This window comes from Salinihabitans flavidus (genome assembly GCF_900110425.1).
Classification (GTDB): domain Bacteria; phylum Pseudomonadota; class Alphaproteobacteria; order Rhodobacterales; family Rhodobacteraceae; genus Salinihabitans; species Salinihabitans flavidus.
The window spans coordinates 1-21,100 of record NZ_FODS01000031.1 but is presented as its reverse complement, the minus strand read 5'-3'; the positions used below and the strand labels follow the sequence as shown (position 1 = coordinate 21,100).

Here is a 21,100-nt window from a genome sequence, read left to right as displayed (position 1 = left end):
CAATGACCCTGCAATTCAGTCCCGACATGATCCTGACTAATGGCCGAATTGTCACCGTCGACAGTGGCTTTTCCATCGCGGAAGCCCTTGCCGTGTTTGATGGAAAGATCGTGGCTGTGGGAAATGCCGACGAGGTTATGAATCTCGCGGGCGAGCGCACCCAAATCACTGATTTGGAAGGCCGATGTGTTGTACCCGGGCAGTTCGACAATCATGTCCACATGCTGCTGGCTGGTTTGGATACCGCAGGCGGCCCCAAGGTTAACATCGCCACGCTGCCCTCGATCGACGACATCCTCGCGGAGATTGCAGAGCGTGTAGCAGTGACACCGAAAGGCCAGTGGATCGGGACGTCCTGCATGTATCGCGGGGCACTTAAAGAAGGGCGGTTTCCCAATCGCAAGGATCTAGACAAGGTCGCACCGGATCACCCGGTCTATATCTTTCAGTCCGGCAAGAACGTAATCTGCAACAGCCTCGCGCTGGAGCTGGCCGGAATCCATTCCCAGACCCGTCAACCCGAAGAGCCCGAAGGCTGGGTCGATAAGGATGCGGATGGAGAACCCACAGGCCATCTGATTGCCGGCGGCGCCGACATGGCCCGCATGGCTTGGTGGCGGCACGAGGGTCTGCCCAAGAAACAATGGGATTTTCTCTATTTCGACCGAGAGGCCCAGATCGAAGCCATTACCGCCCAGCAGGCGATCTACCACGCCTGCGGCATTGTCGGCGTCCGGGAGATGGGCAGCTCGATCGATGAATTGGAAGCCTTTATCGAAGCTGACCGCCGCGGTATTCTTAAGACCCGAATGGATATCATTCTAGGGCTGCCAATGCGCTACATGAACGAGGACGAGATCGGCAATGCGATTGAAACTTATTTCGGCCCGAAGCAGCACATCGGAAGCCCGATGCTACGCATCGCCGGGATTAAGCTCGTTGTCGTGAACGATGGCTGGTGGGCTTTTTCAAAGGAAAAGCTGCGCAAGATAATTCTCGATCTCAACAAACGCGGCTGGAACATGGCGATTCACGTCAACACAGGCGGCGGCGAGGAACCGGCTGAGGTTGTGCTGTCAGCTTTGGAAGAGGCCGATGCTGACTTGCCGATAGACGGTCGCCGTTTCAGCTTTGAACACGGTTTTGGCCTGTTCAAGCCTGACCATGTAGAGCGCGCAAGAAAACTCGGAATCGTGTTTGGTGCAAACCCGCTTCTGGCATGGTATGCTTCTGCCCGCTCGCTTCGGATGAATGAAGTCATGGAGCAAGTACGTATCGCCAAGTTGTCGGAAACTGATCCATGGAAACGCACGGTGCGCGATTGGGGAATGCCCCTGCGCGACTGGTTGGATGCGGGCGTCATGGTCACCGGCGGAACAGACAATCCTGCGGTGGTATATGATCTCGAACAACCCTTTTTGTGTCAGTATTCGGCAACAACCGGCCAGACGCTAGCGGGCGTGCTTCTGCCCGGCCAGCATGCCACGCGCGAGGAAATGCTCCGCATGTTTACCATAAACAATGCCTGGTCGCGCTTTCAGGAAAACATTCTAGGCTCCATCGAATCGGGCAAATACGCGGATTTGGTCGTTCTGGACCGTGACATCCTGACCTGTTCCGATGACGAGTTGAAAAACATCCAAGTCCTGCAGACGTATGTCGGCGGCGAGCTTGTTCATGATCGTCATCCAGCCTGACATGGAACCGCTCGCCATCACAGTCAACGGTAGGGCGCGGGAGATAAATGCCGCGCCGGGGGCCATGCTGCTAAACATATTGCGCGACGAGCTTGGCCTTACTGGCACAAAGGAGGCCTGTGGGCGGGGAGAATGTGGCGCCTGCACGGTGCTTGTCGGCGGGCGTTCCGTGCTATCCTGTGTCACGCTGGCGGCGGTTGTCACGGAGCCAGTGGAAACCATCGAGGGACTGGTTACAGAGTCATTGCCCTTCCGCGAGGCGATGGCCGATCTTGGCGGGTTCCAGTGCGGGTATTGCACGGCGGGCGTGATTGTACAGGCGATGGTGTTGTTGCGCGCGGGCTTGCCGGCAGACGACGCTGTCTTGGCCAAAGAGATGGCGGGCAACCTGTGCCGATGCACTGGCTACAGGGCAATCCTAGCGGCTTTGCGCAGGGTGGACCGGGCATGACCTTCACCCGTATTCGGCACCCCGAATGGGAAGCGCGTACAACCGGTCAGCTGGACTATGCCCGTGACATCGCACCCGAGGGATTGCTTGTCGGAGAGGTTCTGCGCTGTCCCTATCCCGCGGCCCGAATTGTCCAGCTCGATCTTAGCGCGGCACGCGCGGCCCCCGGTGTCGTAGCCGTATTGGCGGGGGCGGATCTGCCGGATCGCAGCTATATCGATTACGGTCAATGCGACCGACCGGCCATGGCAATCGAGCGCGCGGTCTGGGCGGGACAGGAGGTGGCCGCGCTGGCTGCGGAAACCAAAGCGCAGGCATTAGCGGCCTTGGCCCTAATCCGCGTAGAATGGGAACCCGTCCCGCATGTGACATCGGTCGTGCAGGCATTGGCCCGCGGCGCGCCCGCCGTTCATCCAAAGCGTGCGCCGAACAACGTGGCCACGCGGGCCTCGCGCAGCTTTGGCGATCCATCCAGACCCAGCTCTGCCACGCGCCGAACACGTGCGACCTATGGGTGCGGGCCGCAACATCACGCCTGCATGGAACCGCATTCGGCGCTGGCACATTGGGATGCGGAACATGACATACTCAATCTGTGGACGCCCACCCAGTCGCCGCGCAACGTGGCCGCTGAAGTCGCCCAGATGCTCGGCCTTACGCCTGATCAGGTGCGGTTGCACCGTTCGGGTGTGGGAGGCGATTTCGGATCGAGGGTCAAGGCAGGGGATATCGAGGTTCTTGCAGCGCACCTGTCGATGAAAACCGACCGCCCCGTGGCAATTCGGCTGAACCGTGCTGAGGAATTCGCCTTTGCCAAACGTCAACACGAAACCCGAGTCGACATGATAAGCCATTACACGGAGGACGGTCAGATCCTGTTCCGCGACGGGCTCGTGACAGTTGACAACGGGGCGTTCATTCACGGCGGCTCTAACCAAATGAACTATTGTTCAATCCTGCTGGCGTCGCACTACCGCCTTGCCGGGGCACAGGTCGACGGGCGATCGGTTTACACCAATCTGCGACCCGGAGGCGCATTCCGAGGTGCGGGCGGGCCGCAGGCAACCTTTGCAATAGAAAGCCAGATGGACGAAATCGCGGCGGACCTAGGCCTCGATCCGATCGATCTGCGCGAGCGCAATCTGCTGGCCCCCGGCGAAGAGACCATCACCGGTTGGAAGATTGGCACCACCGCCGCCGCAGAGTGCCTGACCGAACTCCGCCGCAGACTGGACTGGGATAATGCCCGCGCTTCTCCGCCCGATCCCGACAGCGACATTGTGCGGGGCGTGGGCGTCGCACTGGCCATGCATGTCTCCGGAGCTATTGTCACACCGGCCACAAGCAAGGCTGGGGCGGTGATCGAGATCGGCCAGAACGGCGGCATCGTCCTAGCCTCGGGCTGTGCCGATCCAGGGACCGGGGAATATGCCGTGATCCTTCAACTTTGCGCAGCAGAGCTGGGAATCGATCCTGAAGAAATTGAGTTACAGGCGATGGATACCGCGACCACACCCTTCGATCCCGGCGCCGGATCAAGCCGCGCAACGATGGTGACGGGCGGGGCCATTCTGGCGGCATCGCGCGAAATCGCCGCAGAATTGCGAACGCAGGCGGCGGTCATGGCAGGTTGCGCGGAGCAGGATGTGGTGCTGTCCGGCGGGGTTGCCCACGCAGGTGTACGCAACATTCCATTGGGCGAAGTTGCGTCGGCCCATCCGCTTGCTCAAGGAGGCACCCTGCGGATAGAACGTGAGACTGCGGTGGCCATCGAGCCGGTACCTATGACTCATACTGACAGCGGGCATGGGCATCTATCCCCGGCCTATGCCTTTGCCGCGCACGGTGTCGAGGTTGAGGTGAATCGTTCCACCGGCGCGGTGCGGGTGCTCAGGGTGGTTGCCGTGCATGACGCCGGTACAATTATAAATCCGGTTGGGGCCGAAGGACAGGTTGTAGGCGGCGTGGCGATGGGTCTTGGTATGGCACTAGGCGAGCAATTGCTGTGGCAGGATGGGCGACAGCATGTCACCGGCTTCGTGGATTATGCGATGCCGCGCGCCGATGATGTGCCGCCCGTTGAGGTGGTGTTCGTGGGCGCGCCTGACCCGGCTGGCCCGATGGGTGCGAAGTCGATCTCGGAAGTGGCGCTGATGCCCGTTGCCGCCGCCGTGGCCAATGCCGTGGCTCACGCCACCGGCGCGCGGTTACGCGATCTTCCCATGACGCCCGACAAGGTGCTCGGAGCGCTTGCCAATCCGCCTCACACGCGCCCCGGACCGCTCTGGCGCCGCCCGACGCGCTGGTGGACCGAGGTCGTGCGACGGGCCTATTCGCATGGGCTCTTTGCAGCCGTCGATCGGTATGGGCCATCCCGGGCGAGGGCTGCCGCGCCAGCGATTTTGTCAATCGAACGTCCCGAAGAGACCGAGGCGGCGCTTGCATTGCTCACAAAACCAGGGGCCGCCCCTCTGGGGGGCGGAACGGATCTCTTGCCCTCCCGAGCGCAAGGTCTTGCCGCGCCCGAGCATCTTGTCCACCTTGCAGGCTGCACGGACATGCACGGGATCAAAGACCACAACGGAATGTTGATAATTGGCGCCATCGTGACGTTGGCCTCGGCCGAATCTCAGCTTTCTGGCTCGGCCTTTCCCGGCGACCGGGCGCTCGCGGCGACGTTACGTGCGATCGCCACGCCCCAAATCCGCAACATGGCAACGATGGCCGGAAACTTGTGCCAACAGAACCGGTGCTCATTCCTGCGTAGCGGGATGGATTGTTTCAAGCGCGGTGGGGCCGGTCGACCCTGTTTTGCAGTGACCGGTGATCACCGGTATTTTCACGCGGTTATGGATGCGGGACGTTGCCAGTCGGTGACGCCGTCCGATCTTGCTACCATGCTGATCGCGATGGATGCCGAGATTGTTCTCCGCGGACCGAATGGCCAGCGCGTTCTTTCCGCCGCAGCCTTTCATGTAGGACCTGGAGAAACCGCGCTGCGACGGAATGAGATCGTGACCGAGCTGCGGATACCGGCCGAGGCGCGAACAGACCGGGCCGCCTTTGGAAAACTCTCGCTCAGCTCGGACGGTTTCGCCATCGTTTCGGCGGCGGTACGGCTGCGGCTCGACGCAGAGGGGCGGGTGCGCAACACGCGTATCGTCTTGGGCGGAGTCGCGGCAACCCCTTGGCGGTCAGAACCCTCCGAGACCCGTCTGCTTGGCCGAGTGCCTTCGGAGGCCAGCCTGGCCGCCGCCGCCGAGGCGTGGATCGCCCGCGCGCACCCGCTGCGCGATAACGAATGGAAGCTCGCCGCCGGCGCCGGGCTTCTCAAGCGCGTCCTAAGAGAGGCGCTCGACACCATCCCGACAGCAGAACCAATTGAACGTAATCAAAAATCAACCACACCAGGGAGACGAAAATGACACTGAGCTTTGCAAGACTTTCCGCCGTGACGCTGGCAACGTCGCTTTTGGCTAGCACGGCCTGGGCCGAACGGGTGCTGACGCTCGAAACCTATGCAGGGCCCAAACATGCGGTGAACGCCGCCGGCCTCGACATTTGGGCTAAGCAGGTCGAAGAGGCCAGCGATGGCGAATTGAAGATCAATATCACCTATCCGCCGGTAGACCCCCGCGATTTAATGGATCGGGTCCGCAGCGGCATCACCGATTTGGCTTGGATGACGCATGGCTACACCACCGGGCGTTTCGTCTTTACCGACATGATCGAATTACCCGGAAATGGTGGCAATGCCGAGCAGGCATCGCGCGCCTACTGGAAAGTATACACCGAAGAGGTCGGGATGCGCGAACATCGGGGCGTCACTCCCATCGCGCTCTTCACCCACGGGCCGGGGATGATTCATACGTCCAATCCCATCACCTCGGGTGATCAGTTCGAAGGCCTGAAGATCCGCACCGGCGGCGGCGTTCAGGCCGCCATTGCCGAGGGGTTGGGGTTCGTCACTGTAGCCGCTCCGGTCACCAAAGCGCAAGAGATGCTGTCGCAGGGGGTTGCAGATGGGGTGATGTTCTCGATTGAGACGATCAAATCGTTCAATCTCGGAGATCTGGTGACTTACCATTACCACTATCCGGACAACCTCTACGGCTCCAGCATGGCGATCATCATAAACTCTTCAGTGCTGGACAGCCTGACTGACAGCGAACGCGAAGCTCTGATGTCGGTTTCGGGCGAGCATCTTTCGGGTCTGATCGGATCGGCCTGGGACGGGGCTGACAAGGTCGCAATCGAGGCATTCGGCTCCGACAGCGTCACGGTCATGGAGGGCGATGTGCTCGAGGCCGTGCAGGCGGCGACGGATGGACTTGACGAGGCCTGGATAACTCGCGCCAAGGAAGCAGGACTAGAAAATCCCGCCGCGGTCCTTTCCAAGCTGCGCGCCGAGATTAAGGACCAAGGCGCCGAGTGATGATAAATTCATCGCCGCTGCAGCGCTGGCGCGACCGGTTGACCGGCTTTTCGGGGCTGGTTGCCGGCGTGTTTCTGTTGCTCATGATGCTGGTGACGGTCGTTGACGTCACCGGCCGCTACTTCCTGAACGCGCCCTTGCCCGGCGCGTTCGAGATGACGCAGTTCCTGATGGCGGCGATTGTCTATTCGGGCTTGCCGAACGTGTCTCAGCGCGAAAGTCACATCACCATCGACCTGCTCGACAGTGTGACCCCCGACAGGCTTATAACCCTGCGCGACCTCGCGGTGAATGCGCTTTGCTGCTCCGCCTTCGCGGTTCTATCCTGGCGGCTCTGGGTGCTGGCCGGAGAAGCCGCCGAATGGGGCGACACGACGCAGTATCTCGGCTGGCCGCTGTCCCCGATCATCCGATTTGGCGCGACGTTGTGCGCTGTCACAGCTGTTATCCACCTTGGCAAGGTCCTAGGCATCCTATGCCTGCCAAACAGGAGCCAACCATGATTACCGCTATTGCCGGTTTCTTCTTCGTTCTGCTGATGGTTTTCGTCCGCGTGCCCATTGCCATCGCGATGGCCGTGGTGGGCTTTGTCGGCTTCGCCCTGCTGCGCGACTGGATGCCGGCATTGTCGCTGGTTGGGCTGGTGGCGCGAACCACGGTGGAATCCTACGAGCTTTCGGTTGTGCCCCTGTTCATCCTGATGGGAAACTTCGTCAGTCGGGCAGGGATCTCGCATGATCTCTACACTGCGTCTTATGCCTTTGTCGGCCACCGCAAGGGCGGCTTGGCGATGGCGACGATTGTAGCCTGTGGCGGATTCAGTGCTGTCTGTGGGTCTAGTCTGGCCACTGCGGCGACCATGGCACGGGTCGCGGCGCCGCCGATGAAACATTATGGCTATGCCGATACTCTGGCCGCCGGATCGATCGCCGCGGGTGGAACGCTGGGCATTCTGATACCTCCTTCCGTGATCCTCGTGCTTTACGGGATTATAACCCAAACCGATATCCGCGCGCTTTTCATGGCGGGCATGGTTCCGGGTCTGCTGGGCGCCGCCCTGTATCTGGCCGCGATCCGCTGGGTCGTTTGGCGCAACCCGGATGCGGGACCGGCGGGTGACCGTCTGGCTACCGTCAAGCAATTTGCCGCGTTACGCGGTGTGTGGCCGATGGTCCTGCTTTTTATCATCGTGATTGGTGGAATCTATGTCGGTATCTTCACCCCAACGGAATCCGCCGGGATCGGTGCCTTCGGCGCCCTGATCTTTGCCGTGGCGCGACGACGGCTAGACTGGCGCAGTTTCATGCGTGTGGTCGTGGACACCGCCGTGACGACGGCATCTCTGTTCATGGTGCTTATAGGGGCGCTGATCTTTGCCAATTTCATCAACGGCACGGGAATGCCCGCAGCCCTGACACAATGGGTCACGGCAGGCGACATGTCGCCCATGGTGGTTCTTCTTCTGATAGTTCTGGTCTATCTCATGCTGGGCTGCGTTCTGGAAAGCATGTCGATGCTGCTCTTGACAATACCGGTATTCAGCGGGCTAGTGGCTTCACTCGATTTTGGGCTCGGGCCGCAGGAAACGCTGATCTGGTTCGGGATCATCGTCGTGGTCGCGACGGAGATCAGCCTGATCACGCCCCCCATCGGGATGAACGTCTTCACCCTGTCGGCCATGTTGCCCGAGATTTCGACCCGCGACATCTTTCGCGGCGTGACGCCGTTCTGGTGTGCCGATATCGTCCGTCTCGCCCTGTTAATCGCGATTCCGGCCCTGTCGCTGTTCGTGCCGGCATTGCTTTAACCTTTCGGAGGTTGTGTGAGAAGTCGTCATTTCGACCTTAAGATCTGCAAGGTGATCTTGTCTTCGCCCGGTTTGCGATCCCGCACGCGCGGCACCTTTACCGGCACCGAACCCACGCCGGTCATAACTTCGCGCTCCGGCAGGTGCCCATGCCGGACCAGCCTGGCGCGACCGTCGTCGAGCTTGTCTTTGGCGGATGCGGCCATCAGCGTGGCCAACTCCGCTTCGATCGCTTGTTCGATCAGCTTGCGTGCCCCATCCCGGATGACATCGGTCAATGGGTCCGAATAAAATCCGGATGGATCAGGCGGCTTGATTTCGCAATTCGCAGATGATCATCATTGATCGGGAAACCGGATCCAACGCCTTCAAACAGATGCTCAATCAGGGGCGAGCCGCCCTTGCTGAGGGACGCTCCCTGCTTGTGTTTCCTCAAGGCAGCCGCATGCGACCGGGCGATCCGATCCGTTTCAGGCGGGGCATAGAGCTGCTTTACGGGCAATTGGACACACCTGTCTTGCCCATGGTTGTCAATTCCGGCGATTTCTGGGAGCCAGCACACGCGTTCAAGAAGCCGGGCACGATCACGGTCTCTTACCTGAAAACCGTCCCGCCAGGTCTTGTTTCGACGGCGGTTGTTCACAACGTCCAATCGCTTTGGACATTGAACGTCGCAAACTTGATGCACCGGAATATCCCACGGCGACGGGTGGGCTTTAGAAATAGCGCATACTGCCGTGCTATGCAGGAAGCCAGCAACGTCAATGAAGTGATTGCGATTGCTTTCGCTATACTGACACGCAGCGCTGCACGACACGATGTGTGCTTGAGGTTCGTCGCAGCGGTCTCCCATGATAGTGGGAGCCAATTTTGAAACGTCTGTCTTTGTGCGTATTGCCGCTGCTCAGGTCAGTACGCGCGGCGCCCGCAGCGAGCGGCAGGTTTTCCTGCAGAGCGGTCCGGGCAACGGGACAAAAACCTCTGGACAAACTGACAGGGCTAAAAACGGTGGATTCCGCCGGCGTCAGAAACGTATGAGTTTTGGCCGCCAACCACCTCTAACCGGACCTCCGCTGCGGCCAGTGGTAAGGTCCGGTGAGCGGGACTTTGTGAGCTTTCGCTGCGACCGCGCCAATGGCTGCTATTAGTAAAACGACCGTTGAACGAGGAAAACAGAACTAGGTGTTAACTCGACCTCCACCGTTTGTTGAACTCCCTTTTCAACTCTGGATCATACAGGAATGGTTTCAGATCCTTGATGTTTGGGTCCAGAACCATTTCGTAAATTTTGGCCGGGCAAATATTTTTTTCGATATCGGATTTCATCAAGTGCACCTCGTGCTCCCCTAATTCATGGAATCCGAAGCCAATTGCCACGCTGACGGCAGGTTCAGATGTCAAATTGGCCACTATCCGGTGAAATAGAGTTCCACCTTTTGCTTTCTTCAGAACAAAGCTTAGGAAACTCTCCCGCAAATATTTTCCAGGCATCTTGTTCTGGTAAGCTTCCAAGACCATCAGATCGACGAAGTATAGGCAGGTCTTTCCATCGGTAATTCTGGGCGTGTCCTGTGGTGTGATGGACAGGTTTACGTTCTCACCCGCCAGCAGCTGATCATAAATGTTGTCATTAACCGGCAGGCAAAACCAGTAGGCAACGGCTTTATCCTCATGCCAAACGACCGCGCCAAATTCAGGAAATTTCCTCTGAAAGTATCTCCACTTCTTCGGATCGCCATAGTTCGCTTCATCATCCACTGAAGGAAACTGATCATAAATGGCCTCTGTGATTTCGATAACTTTGTCGATTGAGCCAAGTCTCTGCGCCGCTTGGTCAAAAAACTCATAGCGATATTTCTCTTTGGTGCCTACTCTGCACCAGATAAAATCGTTGTCGCTAAATTTCAACACGGACTGAAGCCCAGGTATGGTGTCATAGCCTGGCTCTGATTTTCCAGTCACAATACGATTTATAGTCTCTCGTGTGACGCCTATTGCTTTAGCCAAACTTTGCTGTGTCATGTAACACTCTTTTAGACGTTTACGCACCTCGTTTCCGAATGAAACCTTAGTATATCGGTTTTCAATCATTATCTTTTGAATACCTTCCGCAGTTTTGGTTGACCCCGCCTTATTCATCCAAATCAATCAGGGGAGGTTGCGTGCGCCTGAAAGCGCCGTAGAATCCACCTGCTACACCACAATCCGCCAGCAGCAACGGACGCACGCATGGGTGAAACGTTACGGCCGGTCACGGCCGGATTCAACCGCTCCCTTTCGATCGAGACCCGGGCCGAGCGCCTGACCGGCGATCCTGGCGCAGTGCTGCTGCGAGAATCGCTCGACGCGACCGGGATAGTCGGCTGGATGGCGGCGCGGATGAAGGACACCCGCCGCTAGGCCGATGTCGTTCACGACCTGCCTTCGTTGCTGCGAACCATGGTGCTTCTGGTCGCACAAGGCTGGCAGGACCACGACGATGCCGATGCTTTGCGGCATGATCCCGCGATGCGCCTGGCGGTCGGCTCCGCGGCCGGATTGACGCCTTTGACAGGGCATCCCGGTTTGGCATCCCAGCCTACGCTGTCGCGCTGCACGGCGATGTTGGCCGAACCCGCAAACCTGAAGGTTCTGCGGGAAGCCGCCCTCGAACTCGCCGGTCGGAACCTGCGGGCCGAGAACCACGGAAAACGGCGGAGCCGCACCACGCTGGACGTCGACAGCTTGCCCATCGAAGTCCACGGACACCAGCCGAAGGCGGAGTGGAATGGCCACTACCGGAGCCGGATCTACCACCCGCTGATCACCTCCATTGCCGAGACAGGTGACATGCTCGATGCCCGTCTTCGCCCCGGCAATGTCGGCACTGCCGATGGCGCATTGGACGTCATCCTCGACGTCGTCGATCGCGCCGAGGACAGCCTGTGCGAGATCACTCATGTGCGCATCGATGCGGGCTTTCCGTCCGGCGCACTCCTGTCGGGTCTGGAGGCGCGCGGCATCCACCATGTTGCCCGCCTGCGTGCAAATCCCGCCCTCGACAGGCTCGCGGCGCCGCACATGAAGCGCCCGGTCGGGCGGCGACCGACGGAGCCACGGATGTGGACCCATGAACTGGAATATCAGGCCGGAACCTGGGATGAGCCTCGCCGCGTCGTGCTGGTGGTCAAGGAGCGGCCCGACGATCTGCTGCTCGACCGCTTCTTCCTCGTCACCTCGATCTCGCGCTTCCAGATGAACGGGCAGGCTCTGTTGGACCATTATCGCCAGCGCGGCAAAGCCGAAGGGCACATGGGCGAGCTGATGGACGTCCTCTCGCCAGCCCTGTCCTCTACCAACCGCACCAAGACCCATCTGCGCGGCAATAAGCCGAAATCGGTCACGCCCGCCGTCGATGCCTTCGCCTGCAACGAGATCCGGTTGCTCATCGCGATGCTCGCCTACCAGATCATGCACGTGGCGCGCAGGGCCATGACACGCGCGACGAAAACTCCCTGGAGCCTGCGCCGTCTGCGGGAACGCGTGCTGCGCGCCGGCGCCCGTCTCGTCATCTCCGCCCGGCGCATGACCCTGATCCTTGCCGAAGCGGCCGCGCCCTTCTGGGCTGCCGTCTGGCCACAGATCCAGATGCTGCGCGGGGCCGGTCCATAGTCCCTAGCAAGTTGCCGAAGACGCCGACCGGATGAACGCCCAGGGGCGGCGAGCAATCGTGTCCCAATCACACGGCTCGAGGCCGCAACAACAACCGGCGGAGCAAATCCCTCACCCCGTGCGTGACGCGCGGCTGACGCTCACGGCAAACGCCCGCCCAAGGGCTGGCAAAAACGGCCTCAACCTGCCTCCATCCTGTCGGGGACCCGTGCCGGTGAATAATGCGGGTTGACGTGTGACATCTGTGACATGGGTCGTATCTTGCGCCACACCCAGTTCACAGACTGACTCTATTAAGCCGTTTAAAAAGGTACCTGTCCACAATGGATAGAAGAAAGTCTCAAAATGGAGGAAAAGCCAATGAGCAAGACATCGAAAACTAGCCACTACGATGGCAGCGGGAACAAAACAGAAGTTTCCCGTACCGAGAACTCGGACGGTTCGAGCAAAACCGTAGTACGGGAGAACCCCGACCCGATCTTTAAGGGCGGAGTGACTTCCATCACGAAAACGGACTCGAACGGCAACTCCACAACCAAGAACTACTAGGTACCTAGTTTTTGGGCTAAAGTATAGCTTGAGAAAGGGCGGCTCATCGATCGCCCTTTCTTCATGAAATGGTTCAGCAATCGCAACAACATTCAACCTTTTGTCTCGGTCCGCGGTTCCATTGTGGATGAGCATCAGTATGGATAGTTGGACGATAGGGCGATGAAAGCAGACCTTGGCTGCGCTGCAGAGCACCGAACACTTTGGGCTCCTGCCGGCCTTAGCCGCGAATGTCACGAACGGCGGCTGTCAAACAAAAACCCTTAGTCAAAACCTGTGAGACAAAACCGGTCGTTTTTGTCCCCCCACCCTGCCCGACCATAGATCAACTTGTTAATAAGGACAAAAACCCCAGCCAAAACGTTTGGAGTTTTGGGACGTTTATGGCATCACCAACGGCATGATTATTGGATATGCCCGCGTCTCGACAGATGAGCAGAAGCTCGAAGCCCAAACCGATGCATTGGCAGAGGCCGGGGCCGAGCGCGTGTTCGCAGACAAGATCACTGGCTCGGCCAGGTCGCGCCCACAGCTCGACCAGATGCTCGACCACCTGCGGGCAGGAGATGTGGTGGTGGTGACAAAGTACGATCGCCTTGCCCGCTCTTTGCGCGACCTTCTCGATATCGTGGAGGCGATTGCGCAGCGCGGTGCTGGATTCCGCTCTATGGCTGAGGACATCGACACAACAACCCCGGCAGGCCGTCTTGTGTTCCACGTATTTGCGTCCATCGCACAGTTCGAACGGGAGCGAATATCCGAGCGCACCAAGGAGGGGCTACAGGCCGCCCGCAAGCGTGGCCGAATTGGAGGCCGCCCCCCTGCCCTATCGCCTGCACAGCGCAAGGAGGTGCAGCGGATGCGTGACGACGAACATCGGCCCTTGGCTGAGATCGCCCGCCTTTTCAAGGTCAGCACTAAGACAGTACGACGGGTTTGAGCCACTTGCTCTGTAGTCATATTCTGTATGCGGTGCAGTTGTCGATTAACTGAGTAAACGACGTCGGCTTGAACAGCTACAATGAAGTTTACCCAAGCCCGGCAGGCATAGATGTTGCGGCTGGACCGCGAATTTTGAACAGCTACAATCTGCTCTCATGCCGCCCTCCCGTCTGTGTGGTACCTATTCATACTTCAATAATACCCACATTTACACATTTGTTTATTTATGGGTCACGATGCGTTTTGCCGGATGGATAGCCCACGACGACGCCGCTGGCCGGGTCGACAATCTTCTCGATATCCTCGATCAGCCCCTGAGTACGGATCATCGCGAAAATGCGTATTTCGGCTTCCGGGCAGACGGCCCGCAACAGTTCCGCACAGGCAAAGCTCGTTCGTCCTTTTGTAAGCACATCGTCCACGATGGTGATCTTGTCCGGTATGAAAAATGGGCGCTCTGCGTGGATGCTTTCCATGTGAACGGGAACAAGGGGTCTTTCCGCCGCCGGTGAGCTTGAGGAACGTGGCACAGCACGTATCCTCTTCAGGTAGGTTTGAACTTCACAGCCAAAGCCATTCTCGTGAAGCACATCGCATATGACCTTGGCAGGCCAGAGCGCCCCATCCGGGAGCGGCGCAGAACGCGGCACCGGCACAAGGGTTACATCCGGTGCAAGGAACGGCTGCAAGATGTCTGCCTTCGGGTTTTTCAGGTGCGGTATGGCCGAGGCGATGATATCAACGCGGCCAGCCTTGATAGCGCCGCAGGTGCTTCGAGATTGTTTCGATAGATCAGAGCTGCCGCGTGGGGAGTAATTGGCAAACGTGCCGTACTCATAGCTCGAAGGCACGCACGCCTCCGGCAGTGTAATTCGGGATATCGAGCAGGATATCGGGCAGGTCTTCGCGGCGCAGAACTTGCGCCCCGTACTCGATGAGCTGCTTCGGCCAGGTCAGATTCGGATTGGTCGCTACATTCTCAAGGAGATAGAGGTTACGCCCAAGCCGAATTGCTTCCCATCCTTGGTGCCGTGTCCCGCTCTTCTCGCTTGCCTCGATGACAATGGTCGCATCGCAGATCAGTGCCATGGTTCGGTTGCGGCGTGGAAAATTCTCGCCCTTGCCCGGATAGCCTTCGGGAAACTGCGAAATCACTAGGTGATCGCGCTTAATCTCTTCAAGCAAGGCTGCGTTCTTAGCCGGATAGGCCTTGGATAGCGGTGTGCCAAGCACAGCAATCGTGCGTCCGCCCTCGTCAATCGCCGTCCGGTGCGCCACCGTGTCGATACCCTCGGCCAGGCCACTGACAACGATAATCCCTTGCTGAACCAAGGCACGAGTGACCGCCTGCGCCCGCTTGATCCCGACAGGGGTGGCTTTCCGGGAGCCGACAATCGCCACACGCGAGCCTTCGGTCAGAAGTGACGTATCACCCGACGTGTACAACACATCGGGCGCGTTCTTTTGCTCGACCGGGCCTAGTGGCCCAAGGGCTTCTCTGGTTCTTAGCTCTGCGTGCATTCTTTCCTCGCAGCGGGGTCTCTCATGTCACCACCCTCCCCCCTTCTTCTTACACCACAAACAATAATTGCGTCACTTTCACACAAACCCACATTTGTGGTATTGTTCATTTGCGGGTTACTCCCGCTTCGTCTTCGAGTTCGCTCGTGCGTGTCTCGATATAGGCCTGCAACTCCGCAACCATCTTCCGATTAGTCGCGCTGCACGCCGTCTTGAACCGGGTGTGCAGGCTGGCCGGAAGGTCGAGGCTGAGGCGCTTGGTCGGTTCATCCACGACAGCTTTGGACGCAGGCTTTACCGCTTGCGTTGTGTCATGCCCTGCCCCGCCCCGCTCGAATGCTAGGATTTGGTCATCCGTGAGCTGCTGCTTCGGTTTCGGAGCCGCTGAAAACGTCTTCTTCGACATACCGCTCAATCTCTTTCGTCAGTTGTTCGATCTCGCGGGCGGCGCTGCTTTGGCCAGCCCACTCGAAAATTGTCTGCCCCATGGTCATGCCTTCTGCAAAGGCAACCCGCTGCTCGATTTCCGATTCCAGAATTGGCAGGCCTGCCTCGGCAGCCATATTGCGAATATCCCGCCCAATCACGGTTTTCCCTATTTTGCGGGAAACCACAAACCCACATTTGAGGGATGGCTTGAATTCCTGCGCCTCAGTGACCTGGCGCACCGTCAGGTCAGAGGCCCAGGTCGAGAGCCCCGAAGGTTCAATAGGCAGTGCCACGAAGTCAGAGGCGACAATACAAGAGCGAGCGATCTCTTCCGCATGCGGAGGCCCGTCGATAACCGTGTGGGTGTAATCCTGGGCAAGCTTGAGCGCATCCCGAGCCATGTTTGCTCGCGCCATGCTGACAACTTGGAAGGGCGCATCTTCGCGCAGACTAGCCCACGTTGTGGCCGAACCTTGCTTGTCTGCGTCGATCAGAAGAACCCGATGGCCTTGCCGTGCAAGACAGCCCGCGACGTTCACCGAGAGGGTGGTTTTACCTACGCCGCCTTTTTGATTCAGGAATGAGATAATCATGGAATCAACTCCACCACATTTGTGGCAAAGGGTAAAGGCACAAACCCACATTTGTGCAATTATACATTCTGGTAGTTCCCGCGCTTCTTGCAGAAAGCAAGGAAATGCCTATCCGCATCCTTCACGTCCATGGCCTTGTCATGCACCCATGAGCGCCACTCGTTTTCGAGAACGTAGATGTCCCAGCCCGGCGCGAGCCGCCGGGCTTCATCATGTGTATCAAAACGTTTTAACCTGAGAGCTTGAAGGGGCAGGGCGACGACAGCCTCGGCAGCCTTGGGACGGAAAACAACATTATCGCCTTCAATGGTCATGGCATAGTCAGGTAGATGATCGTGCGCGGCATCATCCTCGATAATCTTCGACAGCAGCCGTCGAAACTCTTTCGTGGTTGAACCTGATCCGCATTTGTCCCTCAGGAGCTCCAAGCCGCACTTCCACTTCGGTTGAGATCCACAGTGCTTGCGGGCGAGCTCGTAGAGCCGCCGTTCAAGTGGCTTCCTCAGGAAGAAATACTGCTTGTTCAGCGTCAGAACGTGGTTGTTTTCGATGGCATCAAACACCCAATCCGACATGGTGATCTCAACATCAAGCATCCGTCCTTCACGGGTTTCCCGGACAATCTCGGCGGACTCGATGAGGCCGAAAACCTTGAAATACTCGTTGCCACCTTGACGAATATTCGTTTCGATCTGGGTACCCTGTAGCCGCCGCAGTGCGTCCTTCAAAAGCTGGTAACCTTGTCCCGATGTCTGACGGTTCGTCGCAACGAGCAAGTCGTGCGCCTTGAACCGCAGTGACCGGCTGACTTTCCGACCCTCGTTGAGCGCCGCCATACACTGGCTGATGCAGTAAATCAGAACGTCACGATCGTGCACCGTGGCCAGCCCATAACGAGACGGGGACACTTCGATGAAGTTGTTGCCGTTCTGGTAGCGCCGAGGCTTCATATCCGGTTTCGTGGACAAGGTAAAAACCGGATGCTCCATCGAGGCCATGTCGCCTTTCGGCACCGCGTCGACAATATCGCAAACGAAGAGATCTTTTTGTGGGTGACGGTCGGGCAGGAGGGGAGAACGTGAGTTCGTCATTTCACACACCCTTCGATCAATCCACGATTCGTCATTTCACACACCATGGCTCATTATCGTCATTTCACACACAGACCGTCAAGACTCGTCATTTCACACACCGAACCGTCTGTGGATAACTTTTCACCCCTATCGTCATTTCACACACCCAAGTTCGTCATTTCACACACCGAGATTCGTCATTTCACACACCGGCAAGTATGGAATGTATATATTTATCCGATGGTTACGGACCAAAATCCAAGGCGTAACACTAATTTAACTCTATTTAACCCAACGTTGGCACTGATTCAGAAGCCACAAACCCACATTTGTGTAAAGGTGCTTTGTACACTGCACCTCAATTTGCCGGAGTTTCAACTCTCGCGTCACTCAAGACCAACGAGACCCGCCATGAAGATCACGGTCACACCGCCTTGAGTGACAAGTTCGGGCGACAAAATCCCTGAAGCAAGGAGAGGGCAGGGGAGGAGTCTCCATCAAACTCTCAGTATTTAGGGGAGTTCAGGGTCAGCGACAGGCCCCGAGCAGGCTCCGAAACGTCTGAAAAAGCCTGGATCGGCTGAACACTCCCGAGATTTGCTGCCAGATGCCAGTTTAAAAAGTTAACTCTGACTTTTGACCCCCTAAAGGCGAAATCGTCCGACCATCGACCGAAACACCCTAACGCTACCTGTAGCCCAAAGGGTGGGTATTTTACCCCTTTTCTGACCGCATTTTAGAGGGGTCATCTGCCGACCTAAGAAGGCGATGCGGGCCCTTCAACCACCTACGACTGGCTCGTGGATGGGACGTGCAGAGTCCGCAGATCACCTGTCACCATGATGAACGTCCTACAACGTTTCCCCCTCCTTATATATGCGCAAAGACGGTGATCGCCGGCCAAGCCATGTCGTCAAGGAAGAGCTCCTCCACCAAGCTCGAGACCACGGATTCGATCCCAAGCTCGTCTTCGAGGATCGCAAGGACGACGCAGCCATGTGGCTCCGCAATGGCCTGCTCTGCTGTCAAGTAGCCGAAGGGAATTACTGATGACCGAATACACTGCCCAAATCGCCATGAGCGTTCGGACCTATGGCACGGTCAGCATCGAGGCGCCCTCCTTCGAGGAAGCCCGGAAACAGGCCACGGCTGAATACATCGCTGACTATTTCGAGGTCCATGGTTCGGGATCTGACGATTTCGACTTCGTCCACCCCACCGACATCTACGTCATGGAACTCGAAGGCGATGACACCACCGAAGAGTTCACAGACTGGAACGTAGCACCCGGTCACTGGGAGGATCCAACCGCCAGCAATCAAGCCGCAATACAGGACGCCGGTGTCTGGACACTCACTGATCGCCTCGCACAGCACAAGGCAGACATGCGGGCCAAAGGATGGCTGCTGCCGGGAGAGGATGAAATTCCACAAGGGGTCTCAGTCAGAATTTGCAGCCCTGCGTTTTTGGTCTGGGTCAAGCCAATCTGCGAAAAGGAACATGCCCCATGACCGACACACTCACCAACGGCACCAACATGCGAGATTTCATCGCTGAAGTGCTACATCTTCTGATCGAGGATTGCCGCAACCGCCCTCTCCCCCGAACCAACGAACACCGCGTCAGAGAAGCCATGGTGCTCATGGACGCCTTCTTCGCTCTCACCGGCGTCAACGATGCCCCGGAAGCTGACGGCCCTCAGACGGCTCTCTCAGATCTTCTGGCTCACCTGCTTCACTACGCCGACGCCAAAGACGTGAACTTCGCAGACGCTAAATACTAGTACTAAAAAAATCAGACCTATACGGACCCTAAAGATTGGCCGCTTTTTGTGGTCATTTCGGGTCATCGTGAAAAAGTGAACTGAGAGTTTACTTAGACTTCAAACCGGACTCTCTCTCAAACCATAGGTATTAACTTCGAAGAACCTCCGTCAATTCGAGGATTTCCCTCGTGATCCAGTTGCCGAGATGTTGCCCTGAAGTTGGTGGTGAGACTTCGATTCTCTGGATATCGACCATTCAAGATCTTGCGTTGGAGCGGTATGTCCTCAGAAGCCCTGAGAGCGTCACTGAGCGCCTCTAAGGGTGCTCGCCTCGCGTTCCTCGTGAAAAACGTCAGACGGCCCTCAGTGAGTCTCTCAGGCGCTCTCGGGATATATGGAGTCTTGGCAGAGACTTCGGTCTGCACATCGCAGCTGTTCCATTTGCTATGGCCAGCCGGATCGTTCAGCCGCTCAGGTCTGGTTCGATGTTCCCAACTTCGAGCTGCTCGAGCCAGGGGCCTGGAAACTGGAACCAGGGTGGTCCAGTGAAGTCTCGACGGAGGACTTGGCCTGATGCTCGGCTTTGCGTGTCGGGCTCAGCTGTGAGTTTGTCGGTCTCGTGCGGTGACGTCGCCGCAGCGGTCGCTGCCTCGCGCACCTGCCTGCTCGCGCGCCTGGTTGTTTTCTTAAACTTCTTGTTTGTTCAGCGACATAGCAAGAGGGTCACGAGAAGATACGTAGCGCAGCGGAGTATCTTTGAAGTGAGACTCTTGATAGGTCGCTAGAAGATATATTATATAATGAATATATAAATATTCACTTGACAGAAATCTTATAGTCTATATTGAAGATATAATCTCCTAAATAACTAAATCTCTTGTGTCCCCTAGAGATCAAAGACGTAAGTCTTTTTACATAGCCGCCTTAAGGCGGCTATGTAGATTTTTCGAACCCTGTTTTTGTCCAAGCTATTTTCAGACAAAAATCATGCTTCCGAAGAACAAAAATCGGGTCGATATACCCTACTTCCGAAGTACATTTGTTTCTGTTTTGTTCTCGTTATTTCTGGCTCCATTCCTGACGCGATAACACCACAAAATGCTCGATCCGTTGCTATCGCAACGGAGGTTTTTCGGACTGATTGATCGGGTCCGAAGAGGGAGGCAGAACTCCTTTTGCTGGTTCCAGAAATTGTGATGGCTCCCGTCGCCGACAGCTTTCAGCGGCTCTCGGTGATGCCCGATCCAGACCGGTATGAACCAACTGGCACCCCTTAGATTTTCGTGCCTGGCAACTGACGCTCTGGAATCAGGACAGGAGTGTTTTTTCTGGTTCCTCTTTCACTGGTTCCGAGATTTGGCAAACCTTTGACGACAAGAGAGGGCAGGGCGGCAAGGGGGATGTGACGTGCTCCGCCGTCACATCCCCCTGCCTTGATCCCTTGGTTCACAGGGAGAAATTCCTTGGCTTTCTGCTGTCATATCAGGCGATGTCGTCGCAATCGACACAGCATATGAAGTCGCTTGATCAGGCTGCGGCATGCAAATTCCAGCATAGATCAACCAGGGAATGTTGGCTACGCTACAAATATGAGAGATAGCGTCCACCGTTTCTTCGAGCTCTTTGAGCGGCTGATATCTGCACTTCTGCTGATCGGCATGATCGTCGTCATCGGGCTTGCCGCTTGGTCGTTTTTGCGACTGACATATACCGTGGCATCGGAACCGTCGGTCGATATTGCTTATGTTACGTTTCAGACGCTTTTCGACCGGTTGCTCGCAGCCGTTATCGCACTTGAGTTGGCGAGGTCTGTGCTCTTGCTGGTCGAAGGACACCGTGGCTTGGTTCAGGTTCGGATCATTCTCGTGATCGGCCTTCTGGCCGTGGTTCGAAAGCTGATCCTGATCAAGCTGGAGACGGCAGATCCGGCATTGATATTCGCCCTTGCGTCCGCAGTTTTCGCGCTTGCCGCTGCGCTTGCCTTGATCATGGTCATGGATCCCAGACGCGAAGGCCACGAATAATCCAGCATCTCGAGAGGGAAGCGGGCGGACAAGCGCAGTGTTACTACCAACTCTGGAGGATTCGCTAACTGTCCAGTGCTTGATCTTTCGGGCTGGCTGATCAGACTGTCTGACGACGGACACGCAGAGACCAAGACACGACACCAAATATCGCCGAAGGTCA

The 21,100-nt window shown here is 57.5% G+C and carries 19 protein-coding genes and 2 pseudogenes; 14 read left to right on the top strand and 7 right to left on the bottom strand.

Annotated features, from left to right (window positions below; translation table 11 throughout):
• Positions 1-2: 2 nt before the first annotated feature.
• From BMW66_RS17470 to BMW66_RS17445, 6 genes are read left to right on the top strand one after another with little or no spacing between them, the layout of a single operon-like run.
• The gene (locus BMW66_RS17470) at positions 3-1,697 is read left to right on the top strand and encodes an amidohydrolase (RefSeq protein ID WP_175483297.1); all 1,695 of its coding nucleotides are present in this window, start codon (positions 3-5) and stop codon (positions 1,695-1,697) included.
• Positions 1,657-2,148, top strand: coding sequence for a (2Fe-2S)-binding protein (locus tag BMW66_RS17465; protein ID WP_217639332.1), 492 nt, complete (start codon positions 1,657-1,659; stop codon positions 2,146-2,148). Before BMW66_RS17470 ends, BMW66_RS17465 begins: the two co-directional genes overlap by 41 nt.
• Positions 2,145-5,573, top strand: coding sequence for a molybdopterin cofactor-binding domain-containing protein (locus BMW66_RS17460; RefSeq protein ID WP_175483296.1), 3,429 nt, complete (start codon positions 2,145-2,147; stop codon positions 5,571-5,573). Before BMW66_RS17465 ends, BMW66_RS17460 begins: the two co-directional genes overlap by 4 nt.
• Before the next feature lie 26 nt (positions 5,574-5,599).
• Positions 5,600-6,583, top strand: a complete 984-nt coding sequence (locus tag BMW66_RS17455) for a TRAP transporter substrate-binding protein (RefSeq protein ID WP_175483295.1) — start codon at positions 5,600-5,602, stop codon at positions 6,581-6,583.
• Positions 6,583-7,086, top strand: coding sequence for a TRAP transporter small permease (locus BMW66_RS17450; RefSeq protein WP_093120333.1), 504 nt, complete (start codon positions 6,583-6,585; stop codon positions 7,084-7,086). The genes BMW66_RS17455 and BMW66_RS17450 overlap by 1 nt, the downstream gene beginning before the upstream one ends.
• A complete protein-coding gene (locus BMW66_RS17445) occupies positions 7,083-8,390 on the top strand; it encodes a TRAP transporter large permease (RefSeq protein ID WP_093120331.1) in 1,308 nt (435 codons plus the stop codon). The genes BMW66_RS17450 and BMW66_RS17445 overlap by 4 nt, the downstream gene beginning before the upstream one ends.
• 50 nt (positions 8,391-8,440) lie before the next feature.
• Here BMW66_RS17445 and BMW66_RS17440 read toward each other — a convergent pair.
• A pseudogene (locus BMW66_RS17440) lies at positions 8,441-8,707 on the bottom strand (transposase); the annotation flags it as partial.
• An 11-nt stretch (positions 8,708-8,718) separates the two neighbouring features.
• Here BMW66_RS17440 and BMW66_RS17435 point away from each other — a divergent pair.
• Positions 8,719-9,264 (top strand): annotated as a pseudogene (locus BMW66_RS17435) (lysophospholipid acyltransferase family protein); the annotation flags it as partial.
• A 311-nt stretch (positions 9,265-9,575) separates the two neighbouring features.
• Here BMW66_RS17435 and BMW66_RS17430 read toward each other — a convergent pair.
• A complete protein-coding gene (locus BMW66_RS17430; protein WP_093120328.1) occupies positions 9,576-10,529 on the bottom strand; it encodes a helix-turn-helix transcriptional regulator in 954 nt (317 codons plus the stop codon).
• A 90-nt stretch (positions 10,530-10,619) separates the two neighbouring features.
• Between BMW66_RS17430 and BMW66_RS20420 the strand changes: the two genes are divergently transcribed.
• The 3 genes from BMW66_RS20420 (at position 10,620) to BMW66_RS17415 (ending at position 13,530) form a co-directional block, all read left to right on the top strand.
• Complete coding sequence (locus tag BMW66_RS20420) at positions 10,620-10,790, top strand: hypothetical protein (protein WP_175483293.1); 171 nt, start codon at positions 10,620-10,622, stop codon at positions 10,788-10,790.
• 18 nt (positions 10,791-10,808) lie between these two features.
• Complete coding sequence (locus tag BMW66_RS17425; RefSeq protein ID WP_281242654.1) at positions 10,809-12,041, top strand: IS1380 family transposase; 1,233 nt, start codon at positions 10,809-10,811, stop codon at positions 12,039-12,041.
• A gap of 949 nt (positions 12,042-12,990) precedes the next feature.
• Positions 12,991-13,530, top strand: coding sequence for a recombinase family protein (locus tag BMW66_RS17415; protein WP_093120358.1), 540 nt, complete (start codon positions 12,991-12,993; stop codon positions 13,528-13,530).
• A 226-nt stretch (positions 13,531-13,756) separates the two neighbouring features.
• Here the strand turns inward: BMW66_RS17415 and BMW66_RS17410 are convergent, their stop codons facing one another.
• The 5 genes from BMW66_RS17410 to BMW66_RS17390 all read right to left on the bottom strand — a co-directional run bounded on the left by BMW66_RS17410 (position 13,757) and on the right by BMW66_RS17390 (position 17,166).
• A complete protein-coding gene (locus BMW66_RS17410; protein ID WP_245729532.1) occupies positions 13,757-14,383 on the bottom strand; it encodes a hypothetical protein in 627 nt (208 codons plus the stop codon).
• The gene (locus BMW66_RS17405) at positions 14,367-15,053 is read right to left on the bottom strand and encodes a DNA-processing protein DprA (protein WP_093120323.1); all 687 of its coding nucleotides are present in this window, start codon (positions 15,051-15,053) and stop codon (positions 14,367-14,369) included. The genes BMW66_RS17410 and BMW66_RS17405 overlap by 17 nt, the downstream gene beginning before the upstream one ends.
• A gap of 106 nt (positions 15,054-15,159) precedes the next feature.
• The gene (locus tag BMW66_RS20415; protein WP_175483292.1) at positions 15,160-15,327 is read right to left on the bottom strand and encodes a hypothetical protein; all 168 of its coding nucleotides are present in this window, start codon (positions 15,325-15,327) and stop codon (positions 15,160-15,162) included.
• A 76-nt stretch (positions 15,328-15,403) separates the two neighbouring features.
• Positions 15,404-16,075, bottom strand: coding sequence for a ParA family partition ATPase (parA, locus tag BMW66_RS17395; RefSeq protein WP_093120321.1), 672 nt, complete (start codon positions 16,073-16,075; stop codon positions 15,404-15,406).
• A gap of 59 nt (positions 16,076-16,134) precedes the next feature.
• Positions 16,135-17,166, bottom strand: a complete 1,032-nt coding sequence (locus tag BMW66_RS17390; protein WP_093120320.1) for a replication initiator protein A — start codon at positions 17,164-17,166, stop codon at positions 16,135-16,137.
• Between the two features lie 858 nt (positions 17,167-18,024).
• Here BMW66_RS17390 and BMW66_RS20920 point away from each other — a divergent pair.
• From BMW66_RS20920 to BMW66_RS17375, 4 genes are all read left to right on the top strand, one after another.
• The gene (locus BMW66_RS20920; protein WP_483880074.1) at positions 18,025-18,198 is read left to right on the top strand and encodes a phosphatase domain-containing protein; all 174 of its coding nucleotides are present in this window, start codon (positions 18,025-18,027) and stop codon (positions 18,196-18,198) included.
• Positions 18,198-18,659: a hypothetical protein gene (locus tag BMW66_RS17385; protein WP_093120319.1), complete on the top strand. Its 462-nt coding sequence runs from the start codon at positions 18,198-18,200 to the stop codon at positions 18,657-18,659. Before BMW66_RS20920 ends, BMW66_RS17385 begins: the two co-directional genes overlap by 1 nt.
• Complete coding sequence (locus BMW66_RS17380) at positions 18,656-18,931, top strand: hypothetical protein (RefSeq protein ID WP_093120317.1); 276 nt, start codon at positions 18,656-18,658, stop codon at positions 18,929-18,931. The genes BMW66_RS17385 and BMW66_RS17380 overlap by 4 nt, the downstream gene beginning before the upstream one ends.
• A 1,571-nt stretch (positions 18,932-20,502) precedes the next feature.
• On the top strand, positions 20,503-20,937 hold the full coding sequence (locus tag BMW66_RS17375) for a phosphate-starvation-inducible PsiE family protein (protein WP_093120316.1): 435 nt from the start codon (positions 20,503-20,505) through the stop codon (positions 20,935-20,937).
• The last annotated feature ends 163 nt before the right edge of the window (positions 20,938-21,100 follow it).